This is a genomic window from Euzebyella marina, assembly GCF_014855515.1.
Lineage (GTDB): Bacteria > Bacteroidota > Bacteroidia > Flavobacteriales > Flavobacteriaceae > Euzebyella > Euzebyella marina.
The window spans coordinates 1,381,246-1,399,790 of record NZ_JACYFK010000001.1 but is presented as its reverse complement, the minus strand read 5'-3'; the positions used below and the strand labels follow the sequence as shown (position 1 = coordinate 1,399,790).

At 40.4% G+C, this 18,545-nt stretch carries 14 protein-coding genes; 3 read left to right on the top strand and 11 right to left on the bottom strand.

Annotated features, from left to right (window positions below; genetic code table 11):
- Window positions 1-15 precede the first annotated feature (15 nt).
- From IL356_RS05695 to IL356_RS05670, 6 genes are all read right to left on the bottom strand, one after another.
- The gene (locus IL356_RS05695) at window positions 16-2,445 is read right to left on the bottom strand and encodes an ABC transporter permease (protein ID WP_121850395.1); all 2,430 of its coding nucleotides are present in this window, start codon (window positions 2,443-2,445) and stop codon (window positions 16-18) included.
- A gap of 22 nt (window positions 2,446-2,467) precedes the next feature.
- Window positions 2,468-4,855 carry an ABC transporter permease gene (locus tag IL356_RS05690; RefSeq protein ID WP_121850396.1) on the bottom strand — a complete coding sequence of 796 codons (2,388 nt, stop codon included), beginning with the start codon at window positions 4,853-4,855 and terminating at the stop codon, window positions 2,468-2,470.
- Between the two features lie 25 nt (window positions 4,856-4,880).
- Complete coding sequence (locus IL356_RS05685) at window positions 4,881-5,666, bottom strand: head GIN domain-containing protein (RefSeq protein ID WP_121850397.1); 786 nt, start codon at window positions 5,664-5,666, stop codon at window positions 4,881-4,883.
- 37 nt (window positions 5,667-5,703) lie between these two features.
- The gene (locus IL356_RS05680; RefSeq protein ID WP_121850398.1) at window positions 5,704-6,399 is read right to left on the bottom strand and encodes an ABC transporter ATP-binding protein; all 696 of its coding nucleotides are present in this window, start codon (window positions 6,397-6,399) and stop codon (window positions 5,704-5,706) included.
- A gap of 67 nt (window positions 6,400-6,466) precedes the next feature.
- Window positions 6,467-7,717 carry an efflux RND transporter periplasmic adaptor subunit gene (locus IL356_RS05675; RefSeq protein WP_121850399.1) on the bottom strand — a complete coding sequence of 417 codons (1,251 nt, stop codon included), beginning with the start codon at window positions 7,715-7,717 and terminating at the stop codon, window positions 6,467-6,469.
- 28 nt (window positions 7,718-7,745) lie between these two features.
- Entirely contained in the window at window positions 7,746-9,092 is a 1,347-nt protein-coding gene (locus tag IL356_RS05670) for a TolC family protein (protein ID WP_121850400.1), read from the bottom strand.
- A 213-nt stretch (window positions 9,093-9,305) separates the two neighbouring features.
- On the opposite strand from IL356_RS05670, the gene IL356_RS05665 reads away from it, so the two are divergent.
- Both IL356_RS05665 and IL356_RS05660 read left to right on the top strand, forming a co-directional pair.
- Entirely contained in the window at window positions 9,306-10,673 is a 1,368-nt protein-coding gene (locus IL356_RS05665; RefSeq protein ID WP_121850811.1) for a sigma-54-dependent transcriptional regulator, read from the top strand.
- A 6-nt stretch (window positions 10,674-10,679) separates the two neighbouring features.
- A complete protein-coding gene (locus tag IL356_RS05660) occupies window positions 10,680-12,026 on the top strand; it encodes a sensor histidine kinase (RefSeq protein WP_121850401.1) in 1,347 nt (448 codons plus the stop codon).
- Here the strand turns inward: IL356_RS05660 and IL356_RS05655 are convergent.
- The 5 genes from IL356_RS05655 to IL356_RS05635 form a co-directional block, all read right to left on the bottom strand.
- The gene (locus IL356_RS05655; RefSeq protein ID WP_121850402.1) at window positions 12,023-12,370 is read right to left on the bottom strand and encodes an MGMT family protein; all 348 of its coding nucleotides are present in this window, start codon (window positions 12,368-12,370) and stop codon (window positions 12,023-12,025) included. The two genes, IL356_RS05660 and IL356_RS05655, sit on opposite strands and share 4 nt — an antisense overlap.
- Window positions 12,367-12,996, bottom strand: a complete 630-nt coding sequence (locus IL356_RS05650; protein WP_121850403.1) for a LysE family transporter — start codon at window positions 12,994-12,996, stop codon at window positions 12,367-12,369. The genes IL356_RS05655 and IL356_RS05650 overlap by 4 nt, the downstream gene beginning before the upstream one ends.
- 3 nt (window positions 12,997-12,999) lie before the next feature.
- Window positions 13,000-13,668: a tRNA (guanosine(46)-N7)-methyltransferase TrmB gene (trmB, locus tag IL356_RS05645; protein WP_121850404.1), complete on the bottom strand. Its 669-nt coding sequence runs from the start codon at window positions 13,666-13,668 to the stop codon at window positions 13,000-13,002.
- Window positions 13,669-13,687: 19 nt separating this feature from the next.
- A complete protein-coding gene (locus IL356_RS05640) occupies window positions 13,688-14,770 on the bottom strand; it encodes a sensor histidine kinase (RefSeq protein WP_121850405.1) in 1,083 nt (360 codons plus the stop codon).
- Window positions 14,771-14,860: 90 nt separating this feature from the next.
- Window positions 14,861-15,547, bottom strand: coding sequence for a response regulator transcription factor (locus IL356_RS05635; RefSeq protein WP_121850812.1), 687 nt, complete (start codon window positions 15,545-15,547; stop codon window positions 14,861-14,863).
- Window positions 15,548-15,724: 177 nt separating this feature from the next.
- Between IL356_RS05635 and IL356_RS05630 the strand changes: the two genes are divergently transcribed.
- On the top strand, window positions 15,725-18,535 hold the full coding sequence (locus IL356_RS05630; protein WP_121850406.1) for a TonB-dependent receptor: 2,811 nt from the start codon (window positions 15,725-15,727) through the stop codon (window positions 18,533-18,535).
- Window positions 18,536-18,545: the final 10 nt, after the last annotated feature.

The window sequence follows — 18,545 nt, the reverse complement described above, 5'->3', positions numbered from 1 at the left end:
TGCTTTATGATTGATTTACTCTGTTCGTAAACTTTTTACAGGGTTGGCCACCGCTGACCTTAGCGATTGCATACCTACCGTCAATAAAGTAATCACCAGGGCAAAACCACCACTGAGTACAAAAACCCACCATTCAATTTCAATTCGATAGGTAAACCCCTGTAACCATTTAGACATCAGAAGATAGGCTATGGGAGAAGCAATTAGAAAAGCGACCAAGACAAGCTTTACAAAATCTTTGGTCAACATTTGAACTACCGAATGAACGCTTGCACCTAAGACCTTTCTAATTCCGATTTCCTTTTTCTTCTGTTCGGTCACATAAGATATGAGACCGAACAAACCCAAGCAGCTTATGAAGATGGCCAAAAAGGTAAAAGCCACAGAAATAAGGCCCAATCGCTTTTCTTCATCATAAAGCCGTTCTACTTCCTTATCAACAAACCGGTAATCAAACGGCACATTGCTTACCGTAGATTTCCACTGGTCTTCCATTCCCGCAATTAGGCTTGCGTAATTATCAGTATTTGTTTTCAGAAAAAGCCAGTTGGGCTCCGTTTCCTTATGCAGAAACAAGGGCTGAATTTCTTCTCGAAGTGATGCAAAATGATAATCGGCCACCACACCAATAATTCGCATCTCAAAAGTTTCTTCATCGGTGCCCTGAATCAGGGTGCTGCTAAGCGCATTTTCAAGTTTTATGTCGAAAGCCTTTAATGTAGCCTCATTAACGATGATTTGATCTACTGTATCCGCAGCTGTAAAATCACGCCCTTTAACCAAGGGTATTCCCATGGTCTTAAAGTAACCATCACTCACCCCGTTTCTCTTAACCACCGTTCTGTTTTCACTATTTCCTCCGGGAAGATAAAAACCGTTATCCGCAAGAATCATTTCCGAAGGCGCGTAATTACCACTTGCTACACTGGTAACCCCTGGTATATTCAAAAATGACGATTTCAACGATTCAAACTTGCTAGAAGCATCTTCCGTACCGATTCTTAGAGCGATAAGATTGTCTTTTTTATAACCTAAATCTTTGGTCTGCGCGAATTTGAATTGTTGTGAAATTATAATCACCGTGGCCACAAGACCGATAGATACCACAAACTGAAAGACCACCAAGGCCTTACGGAAATTACCACTACCGGACGGTAGAATAGCAGCGCTTTTCAAGGCCCTGACCGGTTTAATAGAAGAAAGAATAATTGCGGGATAAATACCGGCTGCCAAGCCCGTAACGACACCTATCGTCAACAAAAGCACTATTATCTGCCATTGGTATAGATGCAAATAGGTCAAAGACTCTTGGGTTAAGTCATTAATCAAGGGAAGAAGTAGAATTACTATAGGAATACTAATGAACATCGCAAAAAGGGAAAGCAAAACGGACTCACCCAAAAACTGGCCCATCAATGAATTTTTACCTGCACCCACTACTTTTCGAACCCCGATTTCCCTAGCCCTTTTACTGGCTCTTGCCGTACTCAGGTTGATAAAGTTAACGCAAGCCACCAATTGAATAAAAAAGGCCAAGCTCAACAGAAAATAAAGAAAGGTAATATCGGACACCTTATCTAGCTGGTTGTTCCTGCCTTCACTGTACAAATGAATATCCTTTACTTTTTGAAGCTCTAGAATTTTATTGCCCATTCCGGCACTTTTCAAATCTTCGGAAGCTCTTACTTGAATAAACCCTGGTAATTTATCTTCCAATTGGGAGGCATTTACATTGGGAGCCAACTTTACATAACTATATACAAAATTGTTCGTAGCGAAATTGTCGAAGTTCTGCACAAAAGTTCCCATTCCAGGAGTGCCCATACTTACTAGGTAATTGGGGTTCAGGTGCGATTTTTGGGCCTTCTCATCAAACACCCCTTTTACGGTCAATGTAAGGGCGCCATCACCGCTTCCCCAAATAATGGCTTTGTTAAGAACATCTTTCTCTCCAAAAAGTTTGTCTGCCAAGCTAGAGGATAGCACTACCGAATTGGGCTGGTCGAGTGCTGTTTTCTTGTCGCCTTCTAAAAATTTAAAATCGAAAACCTTAAAAAAGGTGGAGTCTGCCATATAAACCCGTGATTCATAATAGGAGTCTTCACTGTCGGCGGCCCTCATCAACATGCTATAGAAAACATCGGTCAAAACTACTCTGGTGGCTTCCTGCACTTCAGGAAAATCTTCTTTTAAAGCAAAAGCGATAGGCGGCGATGAAGTCGAAGATTCATAAGGTTGTTGACCATCGCGTTCAATAATAGTCTCTACCCTAAAAAGACCGTCTGCATTATCATGGTGTTCATCATAGCCCAATTGAGCAAAAACGTACAGAAGAATGGCCAGGCAACTTAACGTACCCATGGTGAGACCCAGTAAATTGATAATGGTCTGTTGTTTGTTCTTTGTCAGGTTTCTCCATGCTATTTTTAAATAATTCTTGAACATGATTCTTCTTTTTGATTGATTTTTACTCTGTGCGCAAGCTCTTAACAGGGTTTGTCGTGGCCGCTTTTAAGGCCTGATAACTAATGGTCACAAACGTGATTGCCATGACAATGCCCACGGCCAAAACAAAGATCCACCAGTTGATGGCTGTCTTGTACTCAAAATTTTCGAGCCAACGGTTCATAAAATACCACGCTATGGGTGTCGCGATGATTCCTGCAATGGCAATCAATTTGAAGAAATCTTGCATTACAAGACCAACGATATGTTTTATACTTCCGCCTAAGACTTTTCTAATCCCTATTTCCTTGGTTTTTTGAACTACGAAGAAGAGTATGAGTCCGTAAATTCCCAGACAGCCTATGAAAATGGCAATACCTGAAAAGATGCCCACTAGCGATAAAAACCGTTGTTCGGTTTCATACAGTTCGGCTACCCTGTCATCTAAAAAATCATATTCAAAAATGTAGTCTGGGAAAACTGCAGTCCATTCTTTTTCAATATGGGAAATCGCACTATTGGCATTTTTCAAGTTGATTTTAATAGCCAATTCAGTATATAAATTTGGAATAGGAGCTATAAAAATTGGACTTATATTTTCGCTAAAATCTGAATCGTGAAAGTCAGCAACCACACCCACTATTGAACCTTTTGCAAGGCCACCATTGATATTGACCTGCTTTCCTAGAACTTCATTAGGGTCATTTAAACCAACCTTTGTGACAAAATCTTGATTGACCAAAATTTCATCAACAGAATCTTTTTCATAAAAAGTTCTTCCTGCAATAATAGCAAGGCCGAAAGCATCTAAATAATCTTTATCACCTGCTTTGACCTGAAGGTTAAAATCTTCCGATTCTGGTTTATTATTAAATTTCACACTAGTGCCCCAATTGTTGTATCCTGCCCCTGGGGATGCGAAACAGGCCGTGATTTTCTGGACACTTGAGTTTTGGGAAATTCTTTCTTTGAGTCCGTTAAGTTGAATTGGCTCAATATCATCTGGTATCTCAACCATGACAATACCATCTTTTTCAAAACCCAAATCAGAGCTAATGGCATATCTTAATTGTTTCCCGACCACGATGGTACCAATAATGAGTACAATACTGATTACAAACTGGGTGACCACAAGTGTTTTTCGCGTTAAATAACCCCCCGAGTCTTTTTGCGATAACTTTCGCTTTAACGCCAACACAGGAGCAATCCTGGCCAAAAGCACCCCTGGATAACTTCCTGCCAAAAGGGTGACCAAAGCCAATAAAGTCATGATAAATGCCAAAAACTTAATGTTCAAAATACCTGAAAAAGAAAGGTCTAAGTCAAAAATGGAGTTGAACGATGGCAATAGCAATAAGCAAAGTCCCACTCCTAAAACCAAGGCAAAAAGACCAATGATAAAAGTCTCGGCCATAAATTGCCAAAATAAGTGCCTCTTATCACTACCCAACACTTTGCGCACACCTACTTCCTTTGAGCGGTAAATTGACTGGGCAGTTGCGATATTGATAAAGTTGATACTGGCGATAATCAAAATAAAAAAACCGATTAAAGAGAATATCCATAAGGTCTGTGAATTGATTCCCCCGTTAAATCGATTGTCGAAATGAATATCGGATAATGGCTGGATTTTGTATTGGTGTACATTTTTGTGGTTTGCCCTAAATTTTTGCACATAGTCTTGTAGCTGCTCTTCAATTTGAACAATGCTTTGATTGGGTCGCATTAATGCATAAACATGCAATGAAGAGTTTATGCCTCCCCAACTCTCTGAAGAAAGAAACTCACTGTAGCTTTTTAAAGTCTTGTAAGAAATAAAAGCATCAGCCTGATTAAGGCTAGTCTTTGGCAAATCTTTAAGAACCCCTGTAACACGAATGGTCTCTTTATTTTCCAATACAAACGTTCGGTTAATTGGGTCAGTGTCGCCGAACATGTGTTTTGCCAATTGCTCGGTAATCAAAGCGGTATTAGGTTCGGTTAAAGGAGCATCGTTGGTTCCATTAATGAGAGGGTAGTTAAATATTTTAAAGAAATCGGCTTCGGTAAAATCTACATCGGCCTTTAACTGCTTTTTGTCACCCGATGTTTCGATGGTGAACAGAAAATCATCCCTATCAACACTTTTGGCTACAATTTCGGCATAATCATAATCTTGTTTAAAAGCATTTGCAAAACCCGGCGGAACAGAAGGTTCATAGTCAACTATGTCTCGATGTTCTTCGGTATTAAATCGATAGATACGGTCTGCATTGTGGTGAAAATTATCAAACTGTAAATGGTACTGCACAAAAAGAAAGACCAAAATGCTACAACCGAAACCTAGAGAGAGCCCCAATATATTAATCAGTGAAAAGCCTTTTCGTTTTCTAAGGCTTCTCCAGGCTATTTTTAAATAATTCTTGAACATGATGACAATCTTTTAATGATTCTTATTACTGATCCATCTGTTGTATTCTAGCTTCACCAATCACCATACCCTTGCTTACTTCGGGTGAGCCGGCATATGCCACAGTTGCTTCCCCAAATGCGGTAATTCTTAAATCATTCATTGCATGTAATCGGTAGCTGCCTTCGCCGTAGGCCGTAATTTTTGTCTCACCACATTTGACACCTAATGTATTAATGACGGTTTCGCCATAAGCCGTAATTTTCTGGCGGTCGATTTCGCCTGTTTTAATTTCCAGAAAACTTTCGCCGTAAACCGTCGTCTTCATCTCACTAAAATCAACATCGTTCAAATAAACTTTCGATTCGCCATAAATACTTAGGCGAAACCTTTCTGAATCAAGCCTGCTTTCACAGGTAAAAGTCTCTTCACCTCTTAAAGAGAGTTCTTTCAATTTTCTATATGCGACAATGGCGGTGACCATGGTTCCGTTATAGATAGATTTTTTTCCATGCCATTCATCACTTTCGACCCTTTCTGATTTTGTTGTCAATTTTGCCCCCTCTAGATAAAGATGTAGTTGGTTATGTTTCTCCTCAATATGAATTTTTTCCAGTGGAAGCTTCGAGCTTTTTATAGTCACCGATTCTTCGGCACCCTCCTTGAAAATAACTTCAATGTGAGGGCTTACGATAACTTTTTCAAAAGGCTCAACATCTATTTTCTTTTGTGCCTGAGCGCTAGTACAGAGAAACATGGCAAGTATTGCACAAACAACTAGGTTTACATTCAGTTTTTCATTTTTCTCTTTCTTTAATTGATTATTAGACATGATTTTGTTTTTTGATTGTGATTGACGAATAAACTCTTTACATCATGGCGCCAATGGCCCTGTTTTGGCTCTCGGTTACAATCTGGCCATCAAAAAGATTAACTACTCGATGGGCATAATGAGAGTCGCGGTCGGAGTGGGTCACCATTACAATTGTGGTACCCTCTTGATTTAGTTCGGTAAGCAGATTCATTACCTCGATTCCGTTTTTGGAATCTAGGTTACCAGTAGGCTCATCTGCCAGAATCAATTTCGGATTGGTCACCACGGCCCTAGAAATAGCGACACGCTGTTGTTGACCACCAGATAACTGTTGCGGGAAATGTTTTTCTCTATGGGCAATTTTCATACGCTCCAAGACTTCTCGTACTTTCTGCTTTCTTTCGGCCTTTCCCATTTTTAGGTATATCAATGGCAGCTCTACGTTTTCATAGACGGTAAGTTCATCTATAAGATTGAAGCTCTGGAAAACAAACCCCAAGTTTCCTTTGCGAAGTTCGGTTCGTTGGCGTTCTTTTAGTTTGCTTACCTCATGGCCTGCAAACTTATAGCTACCCTCGTTTGGGCTATCGAGCATACCTATAATGTTCAATAAGGTAGATTTTCCGCAACCGGAAGGCCCCATAATGGCAACAAACTCTCCATTTTCGACTTTTAAGTTTACTTTGTTCAGGGCCAAGGTCTCAACTTCCTCGGTCCGGAAACTCTTTTTAAGATTCTGTATCTGTATCATTTCTAGTTTGATTTTCGTTATCGCTATTTTAAAGACTATGAAATAGCTTCATAGTGACAGTCCGTTATTATTTTAACACTATTTTCTCCGCCTCGCCGAACGAATCGTAGTTGCTGGTAATTACTTTCTCACCGGCCTCGAGACCTTCCAATACCTCATAGAACCTTGAGTTCTGTTTGCCGATTCTTATTTCCCTTTTAATGGCCTCTTCCCCATCGGTACCAACTACAAAAATCCATTGGCCACCGGTGCTTTGAAAAAAGCTTCCTTTCGGCAAAAGCAATGCGTCACTTGACTCACCCAATTGCAGGCGTATATTGTAGCTTTGACCAGCACGAATGGTTTCCGGTTTTTCTTCGGTAAATACCAGGTCTACTTTAAATCGGCCATTTCGTACTTCAGGATACACTTTTCGCACCCGAAGAGAATATAAATTACCGTTTCTCTCTAAAACAGCCGTTAAATCTCTTTTGACCCGATCGATGTAATGTTCATCGATATTGGCCTCGATCTTGAAGTCGGTGAGAACGTTGATCTGACCTATTCGCTCACCCTGTGATATGCTTTGGCCGATTTCAGCATCCAGAAAGCCCAACTGGCCATCTGCCGGAGCGCGTACGTTGAGATGATCCAACCTTTGGTAAACCATGCCCAAAGTCTTTTGCATTCGATTTAAATCGGCGTCGAGACCTGCCAAAGAAGTTTGTCTTAACTCTTCATCATTCTCGGTCTGTACCTTTACAATTTTGTACTGTTCTTGAGAAAGCTCGTAATCTTCTTTTGATTTGAGGTATTCTTCCCTAGAAATCAACTCTTCATCGAAGAGCGCTTGGTTTTGTTCAAAATTTCGTTTTAACCGCTGTAAATCGGTACTGGCCGTTGCCAACGATTTACGCCCCTCTACCAATCGGGAATCAAAATTCAATTTAGTCGACCGTAAATCGTTCTGCTTAAGTGCCAAGTTGCTTTCGCTCTGTAAAATCTGTTCGTACAGATTCATGTTTTCGAGCTTAAGAATAATGTCACCTTTCTTTACGGTAGCACCCTCTTCTATCAATTTTTCGCTTACCCGGCCACCTTCATAGGCATCCATATAAATAGTAGCTATTGGCGCTACATTACCACTGATTGTTATGTAGTCATCAAACTTACCTTGTGTTACAGTAGACACCGACAACTTCTCTTTATCGGTACGAAAGGTGGAAACTGAATTTGCAAACAGCAACTGGTAACCCACGAAAAGCAGCAATAAACCCAAAGCAATATACCCGAAGTGTTTAGGCTTAAGTCCTTTTTTCTTTTCCAATTGTATATCCATTCTATTCTTTATTAATGTTGTTTACTAATTATTCAATGTCAAACACAGGCAGCCCACGATAAAAATCAAGGGTACTTTTATTGATTTCTGACTGTAATTCTACCTGCAAGTTTTCATTTTGTGCACTTGCAAAAAGGTTCTTTGCGGTAAAAAGCTCCAGTGCATTGATTAACCCCTTTTCGTACCGCTTTTGTGCAATGGTGAATGCCAATTCTTGCGCCTGAACTTTTTGTGTGCTCTGTTCGAGCTGTACCTCTAAAGATTCATACTCTTGTACCAATTGCTGAATCGTCTGATAGACTACTTGCTTTTGTACCATTAAATTATTCTCGGCGCGCATGCGTTCTATCTTTTGTTGTTTGATTCTTGATCGGGTCGACCAACCGTTGCTGATAGGCACATTCAAACTTACGCCGATGTATTGGCTCGTGTTATCCCGAAACTGATCTCTGAACGGAACCGTAACCCCCAGACTATCTCGGGTGGTTTCGAAATATCCGGTTGCCTTACCTGCAAAAAGGGATAATGATGGCAATAAACCCCCACGCTGAACGGCCAATTGCTTTTTCGCAGCCCTTACCCTTAGTTCTTGGGCCTTTAGTATAGGCATGAATTCGGTCGCCTGCTTATAGATTGTATCTGAAACCATAGGCGAATGGCTTTCCTTTTCCGCATCCCATAGAAAATCATTCTGAATTTCAATACTATCGGCACCTTCTAAATTCATTTCTTGAATCAATTGTAGTTCAGCGGCGGCCAATTGGTTCTCACTTTGGGTAAGATTAAGTTTATCGGTCAGCAAAAGAGATTCGGCCTCGTACAAATCTGCTCCGGCCTTAAGGCCCAATTCAATTTGCTTGGCCACAAGGTCATAATTGGCTTGGGAAACTTCCATCTGTTCTTTTGAAATGGCTACAAGCCCCTTAAAAAACTTAATATCGTAAAAGGCCTGCATCACCCTAAATGCCAAAAGATAGCGTTGCTGTAGCGTCTCTTCTTGGGTAGCTTTGTACAGAAACTTGGTAGCCTTGATGGAATTCAATTTTTGAAAACCCCTGAAAATATCAACAGAAGTTTCTAAGGAATAATTGTTGGAAAAGAAATCGGTGGTAACAATATCATTGGTAAAGGGGTCTGTGCTACGACCATAATTGACCACGTAATTTGCACTGCCCGTAACTGTAGGAAGTAGGCTTCGTATAGATTGCCTATAAGTTTCACGGTCGGAAGCGGTGTTAAAACTATAATCCTTTAACTGAAGATTGTGCTCTAAGGCATATGAAACGCATGCGTCGAGCGTCCATGTTTCTTGGGCCGCCAGTTTGGCCGAAATCCAAAGTAAAATAAAAACCAAAAATTTAACTAGTTGACTCATACTGTTATTAGTGTGCCAAACATTATACTATTGTTATGCCAATATTTTAGATTGTTGATTTTCAGTTAATTAAAATAGTTTAAGCTATTTTCACAAAGATTCACTGTAAAATTTATATACAACATTTGTCAAATATTTTGACACTGTCAAAAATATATAAATACAGTATTGTAGCTTTATTTGAGTTTTTTGTTGGATACCCTTTTGGATGTTATGATCGACGCAAGAATATTAATTATAGATGACAACAAAAGCGTTTTGAGCGCTTTGGAAATTTTACTTCAGTTTGAGTACAAGACGATTGAGACCATTTCCAATCCCAATCAAATTTCTTCTTTTCCTAATCTGAAGAATGTTGATATCGTAATGTTGGACATGAATTTTTCGGCAGGGGTCAACTCGGGCAATGAAGGCCTCTACTGGCTGCGCGAACTTCAGAAAAGAGCACCCGACACCTCAGTGGTAATGATGACGGCCTATGGTGCGGTCGACCTTGCCGTAAAGGCACTAAAGGAAGGAGCCTCTGACTTTATTCTAAAACCTTGGAACAACGATAAGCTTTTAGCTACGGTTAAATCAGCTTTTGAACTAAGAAAGTCAAAAATTCAGGTAAGTAAATTAAAAGAAAAAGAGAGTAATCTTAAGCAGGTAATCAACCAAAATAAAAATTATATCATCGGTAATTCAAGGGCCTTGAACGGTGTCTTGAAAATGGTTTCAAAAGTAGCCAAGACCGATGTAAACGTATTGGTTACCGGTGAAAATGGAACAGGAAAAGAACTGATTGCCAGAGAACTGCATAAGCTTAGCGAGCGTAGTCATGAAGTTTTTATTTCTGTGGATATGGGCTCGATTTCTGAAAACCTATTTGAAAGTGAGCTATTCGGGCATGTAAAAGGGTCGTTTACCGATGCAAAAGAAGACCGGGCCGGTAAATTTGAAGCGGCGAATGGCGGTACTTTATTTTTAGATGAAATTGGCAACCTATCATTACAGGCCCAAGCCAAACTACTTTCGGCCATTCAAAATAGAACCATTGTTCGAGTAGGTTCGAATAAATCGATTCCCGTAGACATCAGATTGGTATGTGCCACCAATGAAGATTTAGATAAAATGGTAGCGGAAGGTCTATTTCGTGAAGACCTTTTGTACCGAATTAACACCATTCGTATCGAAGTACCTGCTCTTCGTGAAAGGGAGAATGACATTCTGGTTTTAACCGATTTTTTTCTTAAAAAATTCACTTCTAAATACGGAAAACCATCGCTTCGTATCAATCAATCGGCACAGGAAAAACTCATGGCCTATGCTTGGCCAGGAAATATTCGAGAGCTTTTGCACACGATTGAAAGAGCGGTAATTCTCTCTGAAGGAAACGTGTTAAAACCCGATGACTTCTTATTGAGCAATAAACCAAATATGTCAAATGCAGTGAACGGGCCTGCCACCTTGGAAGAAATGGAATTGCTGATGATCAACAATGCCTTGGAGCAAAACGCTGGAAACTACAGCGCGGCCGCAGAACAATTAGGCATTTCTAGACAGACCCTTTACAATAAGCTAAAGAAAATAGGTAAATAGATTCTTATGGTTAGTAAGCACATACACCTGCAGTTAATTCTGAGAATTCTGCTTATCACCTTGACTTCGTTGGCAAGCGGTCTGTTTTTGGTCAATGAGAATTATATTCTTTTACTATTGACGGTGTTATTACTGGCCTTACAGACCTATTTTCTCATATTTTATGTCAACCAGACAAATCGAAAGATAGCCTACTTCTTTGAGGCCATCAAAAATGAAGATTTCACCCTACGATTTCCTGAAAAGCTAAGTGTCAAATCATTAAAAGAACTCAACCACAGTTTGAATGTCCTGAATGCCATGATTCAAGACATTCACCTTAAAAAGCAGGCACAAGAGCAATTTTACCAAGAGATACTGAAACAGGCCGATATTGGCATTATGACCGTTAACACCAAGGGGCATATTCTATATGCCAACCCCACAATTGAGCGTCTGTTGAATCATCACCCCCTTAATCACATTAAGCAACTTCAGCAAATCGATGAAAAGCTTTACCAACAATTCTCAGGTTTAGAACCTTTTGAAAGCAGTATTCATCAATTGACCAATGAACGTGATAAGACCGAATTGGCATTAAAAGCCACGGCCGTAACCGTTGACGGACAATCTTTACTTCTGGTGGTCGCTCAGGATATCAGAAAAGAATTAGATGAAAAAGAGACCGATTCATGGGTCAAACTTATAAGGGTCTTGACCCATGAAATAATGAATACGATTACACCGATTACCTCAATCTCAGAGTCAATTCTAAAATATTATAAACAAGGGGAGACCGTTATCAGCGGTCAAGAGTTTCCTGAACAGCATTTAATCAATACGGTCAAAGGGTTAGAGGTAATCAAGTACCAAGGTACCGACTTAATGAATTTCGTTCAATCGTACCGTAAATTTTTAAGTGTACCCGAACCGGATAGAGAATTGATTCCTGCCAAAGAACTGTTAGAAAGAATAGCCCTGCTGTTGGGCAACCAACAAAATAAAGAGAACCTAACCATCAAGTACAAGGTTGAACCCGAAGACTTGGAACTCTATATCGATGTCAAGCAAATGACTCAAGTGCTTTTAAATCTGGGCAAAAACGCCCAGCAATCATTGGAAGGGCAAACCGATGGTCGTATTTTTCTAAAGGCTGGCATTAACGAAAAGAACAAAAAATTCGTTCAGGTTTGGGATAATGGCCCAGGCATCGCTTCCGACTTAATTGATGAGATTTTTGTGCCCTTCTTCACCACCAAAAATTCAGGTACTGGTATCGGTCTAAGCCTCTCAAAGCAGATTATGAGATTACATAAGGGCACTATACAAGTAGCATCTCAAGATGAGACAGTTTTCACCTTAACTTTCGACTAATCTTCCCCTACACCCAGCTCTTTAAAGGGGTCCCAAAAGTGCTTTTCAAAATGCACAATCTGGTTATCGACCACCTTAATACCCTCGTTTTCCAATAATTGCTGCATAAGGTTAGTTCCATCAAAATGGTGCTTCCCAGTTAACAGTCCTACTTTATTAACAACCCGATGGGCAGGAATGTCATCGAATTTGCCCGCACCGTTCATGGCCCAACCGACCATTCGGGCACTGCGGGCAGCACCCAAATACTTGGCAATGGCACCATAGGAGGTAACGCGCCCTTCCGGTATGAGCCGAGCCACTTCATACACTCGATCAAAGAAATTCTCGTTTTCCGCTTTCATCGATAAAAGATACGTGATAAGGTAATGACCAACAACACGAGCATGAGCAAGCTCATGATATAGTTGCTGTTCTTTGAAAAACGGTTGCTCTTTCTTTCAAGCTTATTGAAATAAACGGTATACATGTAAAGAACGGCAAAGGTTCCGAACCCGGCCGCCAATGTAAAAGTCAGAATATCCCAAACTTCAAATTTGATCCATCCCGAGGCATTCCACATTATATTAAGTCCGCTATAATAGGGTATGGTCAATAGATTTACGGCACCTAAGAGCATTCCCTTAAAATAACTGTTCTTTTTACTGACCTTATCTAAATTGTTCTTTTTCTCTTTATTCTTTTTCGCGGCAACATAGAAATAGACAGCAAAAAAGGCGAAAACCCCAACTGCAATCTTCAATAGAACATCAATGACATGCGGATTCTTAAAAAGAAATTTAGAAATATAAACGGCAATCGTAGCCTGTAACACCACCATTGTTGAAACGCCCAAGCTAAATATGACCCCATCTATTTTACCCCGTTCAACACTAGTTTTGGCGGCGTTCATGTTTAAAAGGCCTGGAGGTACGGTTGCCATAAAAGCAGCGGAAAAAGTCGCAAAGAACAAAATCAATAGGTGTAACATGGATCAATGCACCTTAAATTTGATATAGGTAATAGGCTTGCCGTTTTCAAGATATTGCTTCTCATAAAAAGTTTGAATACCTAAAACTTCATCGGGGCTGCCTTCATTCTTATAAACATCATGATTGGCGTAAGAGACTTCTAGACCCAGACCATGCAATAGGCCAAGGGTGTAACCATGCATAAATTCGCTATCGGTCTTTAGATTGACCGTACCATCTGGGCTAAGAATGTATTTGTAGCGATTCAGAAAAGCCTCGTTGGTCATACGGTGTTTGGTACGCTTGTACTTTATCTGTGGGTCGGGAAAAGTAATCCATATTTCGGAAACCTCGCCTTCGGCAAAAACCTCATCAATCAGTTCAATTTGAGTACGCAGAAAGGCCACATTCTTAAGACCCTCTTCTAAAGCAGTTTTGGCACCACGCCATAATCTCGCTCCTTTTATATCGATTCCGATAAAATTTTTGGAAGCATCTCTTCTGGCCAAACCTACAGTATATTCGCCTTTGCCACAGCCCAATTCGAGCACGATAGGGTTGTCATTACCAAAATGTGATTTCCAATTTCCTTTAAGGGAAAAGCCGTTCTTTATATCTTCTCTTGAGGGTTGCAACACATTTTGAAACCCTTCGTTCTCTTTAAACCTTTTCAGTTTGTTCTTACTGCCCACTTGCTCTTATTTGACAATTTTACTCATCGGAAAGTATTGGTTCTTCTTCATCGACCTCAACAACCGCCTTTTCTAGTGTAAACGAAAATTCACTACCGACCCCAATCTCACTCTCGACATATATTTTCTCTTTATGTGCCTCGATAATGTGTTTAACGATTGAAAGGCCGAGCCCTGAACCTCCTTCACTACGGCTTCCGCTTTTATCGACACGATAGAAACGCTCAAAAAGTCGGGGAATATGCTGTTTTGGTATTCCCTCGCCATTATCGGTAACTCTCACGATCACCTTATTTTTGATCAGGTTTTCAACACTCACCTCGGTAGTACCATCAGAATGCCCATATTTTATAGAATTGACCAAAAGGTTGGTCACTACCTGCTGAATCTTTTCTTTGTCGGCGAATACATAAATCGGTTCGCCATACTCCATATCAAAAGTGAGAACGATGTTCTTTTTCTCGGTCTTCATTTCCAAAAGGTCGAACACACTCTGAATAAGTTCAATAATATCAAACTTTTCTTTGCGCAGATTGAGCTCACCGACTTCAAGTTTGGTGATAAGGTCGAGGTCTTTAACAATATAGATTAGCCTTTCTACCCCCTTACCGGCTCTTTGCAAATACTTTTTTCGAACACTTTTATCGTTCATCGCCCCATCTAATAGGGTTTCAATATAACCTTGAACCGTGAATAAGGGTGTTTTTAGTTCATGAGAAACATTACCTAAAAAATCTTTGCGGTATTCTTCCCTTATCTTAAGCGTATCTATCTCTACCTTCTTGTCTTTTGCAAATTTCTCAATCTCTTCGGTAAGGGTTTTCATGTCAGTAGTAATTGGACCGGAAACAAGGGAAGACGACTCCAACAAAGCTACATCATCATAGATTTGCTTGATTCGCCGATAGATAAAGTGCTCAATTCTTACCTGTAAAACCGTAAAAGCTATAATAAACAATACCGCTGCAGCAAGAACTACCGATAATGCGTCGAATTGGCCCGAAGCAAAGAGAATTACTGCCAAGACCGAAGTAAAAACCAATGTGATATAGAAAGACGACCTTAAAGCGAAGCGATAAGATCTTTTCAATTTAGTGGCCATGGTCTTGAATTTATAGTACGGCCCTCAACTGGTTTATGGGCCAGAGCCCAAAATTAAAGTAAATAAGTGGAAACAATGGTCAAGAAACGTCTAGAGTACAAATTTGTAACCTACTCCCTTCACCGTTTTAAAATGGTCTTCACCAATCTTTTCGCGCAACTTTCTAATATGCACATCAATGGTTCTACCACCTACGACCACTTCATTGCCCCATACGCGGTCAAGTATAACCTCACGTTTAAAGACTTTGCTTGGTTTAGAAGTCAACAGTGCCAATAGTTCGAACTCTTTTCTAGGCAGAACTATCTCTTCACCATCGTTGATAATTTTGTACTCCTCTCTATTGATAACAATATTACCGACCTTAACAATTTCTTCTTGAGCACCCCCATCTTCCTTCAGCCTGCGTAAAAGTGCCTTAACCTTGCTCACCAAAACTTTCGGGCGAATAGGCTTTGTAATATAATCATCGGCACCCGCCTCAAAGCCTGCAACCTGGGAGTAATCTTCACCTCTGGCGGTTAAAAAAGCTATGATGATATTCTCTAGACCGGAAGTACCACGAATAACCTCACAAGCTTCGATACCATCCATCTCTGGCATCATAACATCTAGAATGATCAGATGCGGTTGCTTCTTCTTTGCCAGGGCAACACCCTCCGCACCGTTCTTGGCAGTAAAAACTTGATAACCTTCAGACGTAAGGTTGTAACCTATAATCTCCAGAATATCAGGTTCATCGTCTACCAATAAAATCTTGATGTCTTTCTTTTTCATGTGATACTTTTCTTTAATGACCGGGCCAAGATAAAGATAATACATGTATCCCTAAACCGCTTAACGTTGATTTAATATTATAACATTAAACTAACATTATTGCAAAATAGATTTAACATGTGCGTAACTCGACTTTTACAGCCTCTCTCTTTATTTGCGGCGTACTAAAAAGAAGAAATGAGATTATTATTTACTGTTCCCCTAGCGTTTTTCATGACGCTACAATTACTGGCCCAAGACAAGGGGAGTATTGGGGGAAAACTGACAGACAAAGAGTTCAACAACGAACCGTTACCATTCGCCAACGTTATTATCAAAGGCACAACCACAGGAACCACTTCAGACTTCGACGGTCTTTATGAAATTTCAAACTTAGAGGCAGGTACCTACACCGTTCTATTTAGCTATTTGGGTTATGAAACGATAGAAATACCGGACGTTGTGGTTGAAGGTGGCAAGGTAACCACTATTGATGTGCCCATGAGCGCATCTGAAGGTGTTTCGTTAGACGAGGTAGTCGTAACTACGGTTGCCCGTAAAGATTCAGAAGTAGCTTTACTTTTAGATCAAAAGAAAGCTGTTGAAATCAAAGAAAGTATTGGCGCACAGCAACTGGCCAAAATAGGTGTTTCAGATGCGGCTACGGCAACTACAAAAATTTCCGGAGTATCGAGTAGTGAGGCTTCCGGTGATGTTTTTGTAAGGGGACTTGGGGACAGATATCTTTCAACAACCCTTAACGGTCTTCCCGTACCTTCCGACGACGTAGAAAGAAAGAATATCGACTTAGGCTTGTTCCCAACAAGGGTTATAGAAAATGTGAGCGTAAGTAAGACCTATGGGGTTCAAACTACCGCTGACCAAGCATCAGGTGTGGTCAATATTACCTCAAGAGAACTTCAAGGTTCAAGCGATATCAGTATAGGCGTAAGGGCAGGTGTCAATTCGAACGTCGCTAAAAGCGGGGTTTTCGATAGCTATAAGATATCTCCTAACTCCGATGATATCATCGGTGGTTTCTATACCCAAGACAACCCTGTAAGAAATCAGCTGACCCAACAAGGTTGGAATACATCGGAAGAAAGCGCCCCCATCGATTACCAATACAACATAACGGTTGCAAAAAAGTTCAAAGAAAAGTTTTCAGCTCTTTTGACCGCTTCTCAATCGCGCTCGTACGATTATGCCGAAGGTCTGTTCAGACAGTTCAGGTCTAACTTTATCGATGATACCATCACCGACGCGACCACTTACACAAAACAATTAAATACTAGTGGTCTATTAGACCTTACGTACTACATCAATTCTGACAACAAAATTAAATCGAGCACTTTCTTTGTGAACAAGGTGTCCGATCAGGTTTTTGAAGGAGGTAGAAATGGTGAAGCGACCATTTTTGAAGAAACCGATCCTGCCGAAGGGTTATTCCAGTTCATTCGTGACCAAAACGTTAAACAAACCCGCTTATTGGTAACCCAACTATTGGGTACGCATCGTCTTAAAGAAAACAATTTCTTAGAGTGGGCAGGTGGTTTTAACAAGGTAGACGCAGATGAGCCCAATCGTATTCGTAACGAGGTCAACTTTGACCCTGACGGAAGTTTCGTTCAGTTGGGTAGAACCGGTGGGTTTCAACAACGAAAGTCGAACCAACAAATCGATGACCAAGAATTTAATGGGTACCTAAGGGATATCATCAATGTCATCAATGAAGAAGACAACCAAAAGTCTTTTGATATTGAGCTAGGTTTAAACTACAGAAACAAAGAGCGTGATTTCAGCTCAAAATTTGTAGGTGTCGAAGAACGTAGCACTAACACCATCAACCCATCATCTATTGATGATTTAGGAAGCATTTTCACTTATGAAAACTTCTTGAGTGGCGACCTACAGATAAATGAATTACAGCCGGATACCTATTTAGGTGAATTGGAATCGAAAGCGGCCTATGCCAACTTTAATATCGGTTTGAAAAAATGGCATTTTAACACGGGTATGCGTTTTCAAAAAGATATAATCGATGTCTCTTATGATGTAGGTAATATTCCCGGTAGAATCGGTGAAAGCACAAAAGAGTATGCCAATCTCTACCCAAGTGCCAATATTAAGTACGATATCAGCGAAAAAAACGCCATTCGCTTGGCAATGAGCCGTACCATTACCCTACCTGAGTTTAAAGAGATTGCTCCTTTTGAGTATGTTTCCCAAACCGGGCAGGTAACAAGAGGTAACCCAGACTTAGAGGCTTCTCTTGACCTCAATTATGACCTTAAATGGGAATATTTTCCTTCTAACGGCCAATTGATTTCGGTAGCGGCTTTCTATAAAGACATATCAGACCCCATCAATAAGGTTCAAGATAGAGGTTCTGCAGGTGTATTCTCGTATTTCAACTCTGGCGATAAAGCCGAAGTATACGGCTTGGAAATTGAGACCAAGATTGACCTGATAACCATTGATGATTCAGGTGAGACCCCAAGGGGCTATGACCTTAATCTGAACTTTAACGCCACCCGCCTTTGGCATAGTCAAGACCTAAAGGAAATCAGGGATGAAAATGGCACTTTCATCAGAACCTTCAGATACAACGGTCGTACAAAAGCCGATTTACAAGGCGCTTCCGATTACATAGTAAATGCCAGCCTTAATCTAAGTACCGCTTCAGAAAATCCGTTCTCGGCCTCTTTGACCGCTAATTACGCATCGGATAAAATCTTCGCATTGGGCGCTCCTGAAATTCAAAGCCAGAGCGACCGGTTCTACAATGAGTCAATCGTAGAAAAAGGATTTGCCGTACTCGATTTAGTAATGACCAAAGAATTCGGTGAACACTGGACCTTGAGATTTATGGGCAAGAATTTATTGAACCCCGAAATAAAGAGAACCCAATTAGTAAGACCTAGCACCACAGGTATCGAAACGGAAGAAATCGTTCGTTCGTACACTGGTGGAAGCTCTTTGACCTTGGGTTTGAATTATAGCTTTTAACAATTGGATC

Bases quoted from the DNA above. Each gene is read 5' to 3' on its own strand.
- IL356_RS05695 (WP_121850395.1), bottom strand. From the start codon at position 2,445: ATGTTCAAGAATTATTTAAAAATAGCATGGAGAAACCTGACAAAGAAC.
- IL356_RS05690 (WP_121850396.1), bottom strand. From the start codon at position 4,855: ATGTTCAAGAATTATTTAAAAATAGCCTGGAGAAGCCTTAGAAAACGA.
- IL356_RS05685 (WP_121850397.1), bottom strand. From the start codon at position 5,666: ATGTCTAATAATCAATTAAAGAAAGAGAAAAATGAAAAACTGAATGTA.
- IL356_RS05680 (WP_121850398.1), bottom strand. From the start codon at position 6,399: ATGATACAGATACAGAATCTTAAAAAGAGTTTCCGGACCGAGGAAGTT.
- IL356_RS05675 (WP_121850399.1), bottom strand. From the start codon at position 7,717: ATGGATATACAATTGGAAAAGAAAAAAGGACTTAAGCCTAAACACTTC.
- IL356_RS05670 (WP_121850400.1), bottom strand. From the start codon at position 9,092: ATGAGTCAACTAGTTAAATTTTTGGTTTTTATTTTACTTTGGATTTCG.
- IL356_RS05665 (WP_121850811.1), top strand. From the start codon at position 9,306: ATGATCGACGCAAGAATATTAATTATAGATGACAACAAAAGCGTTTTG.
- IL356_RS05660 (WP_121850401.1), top strand. From the start codon at position 10,680: ATGGTTAGTAAGCACATACACCTGCAGTTAATTCTGAGAATTCTGCTT.
- IL356_RS05655 (WP_121850402.1), bottom strand. From the start codon at position 12,370: ATGAAAGCGGAAAACGAGAATTTCTTTGATCGAGTGTATGAAGTGGCT.
- IL356_RS05650 (WP_121850403.1), bottom strand. From the start codon at position 12,996: ATGTTACACCTATTGATTTTGTTCTTTGCGACTTTTTCCGCTGCTTTT.
- IL356_RS05640 (WP_121850405.1), bottom strand. From the start codon at position 14,770: ATGGCCACTAAATTGAAAAGATCTTATCGCTTCGCTTTAAGGTCGTCT.
- IL356_RS05635 (WP_121850812.1), bottom strand. From the start codon at position 15,547: ATGAAAAAGAAAGACATCAAGATTTTATTGGTAGACGATGAACCTGAT.
- IL356_RS05630 (WP_121850406.1), top strand. From the start codon at position 15,725: ATGAGATTATTATTTACTGTTCCCCTAGCGTTTTTCATGACGCTACAA.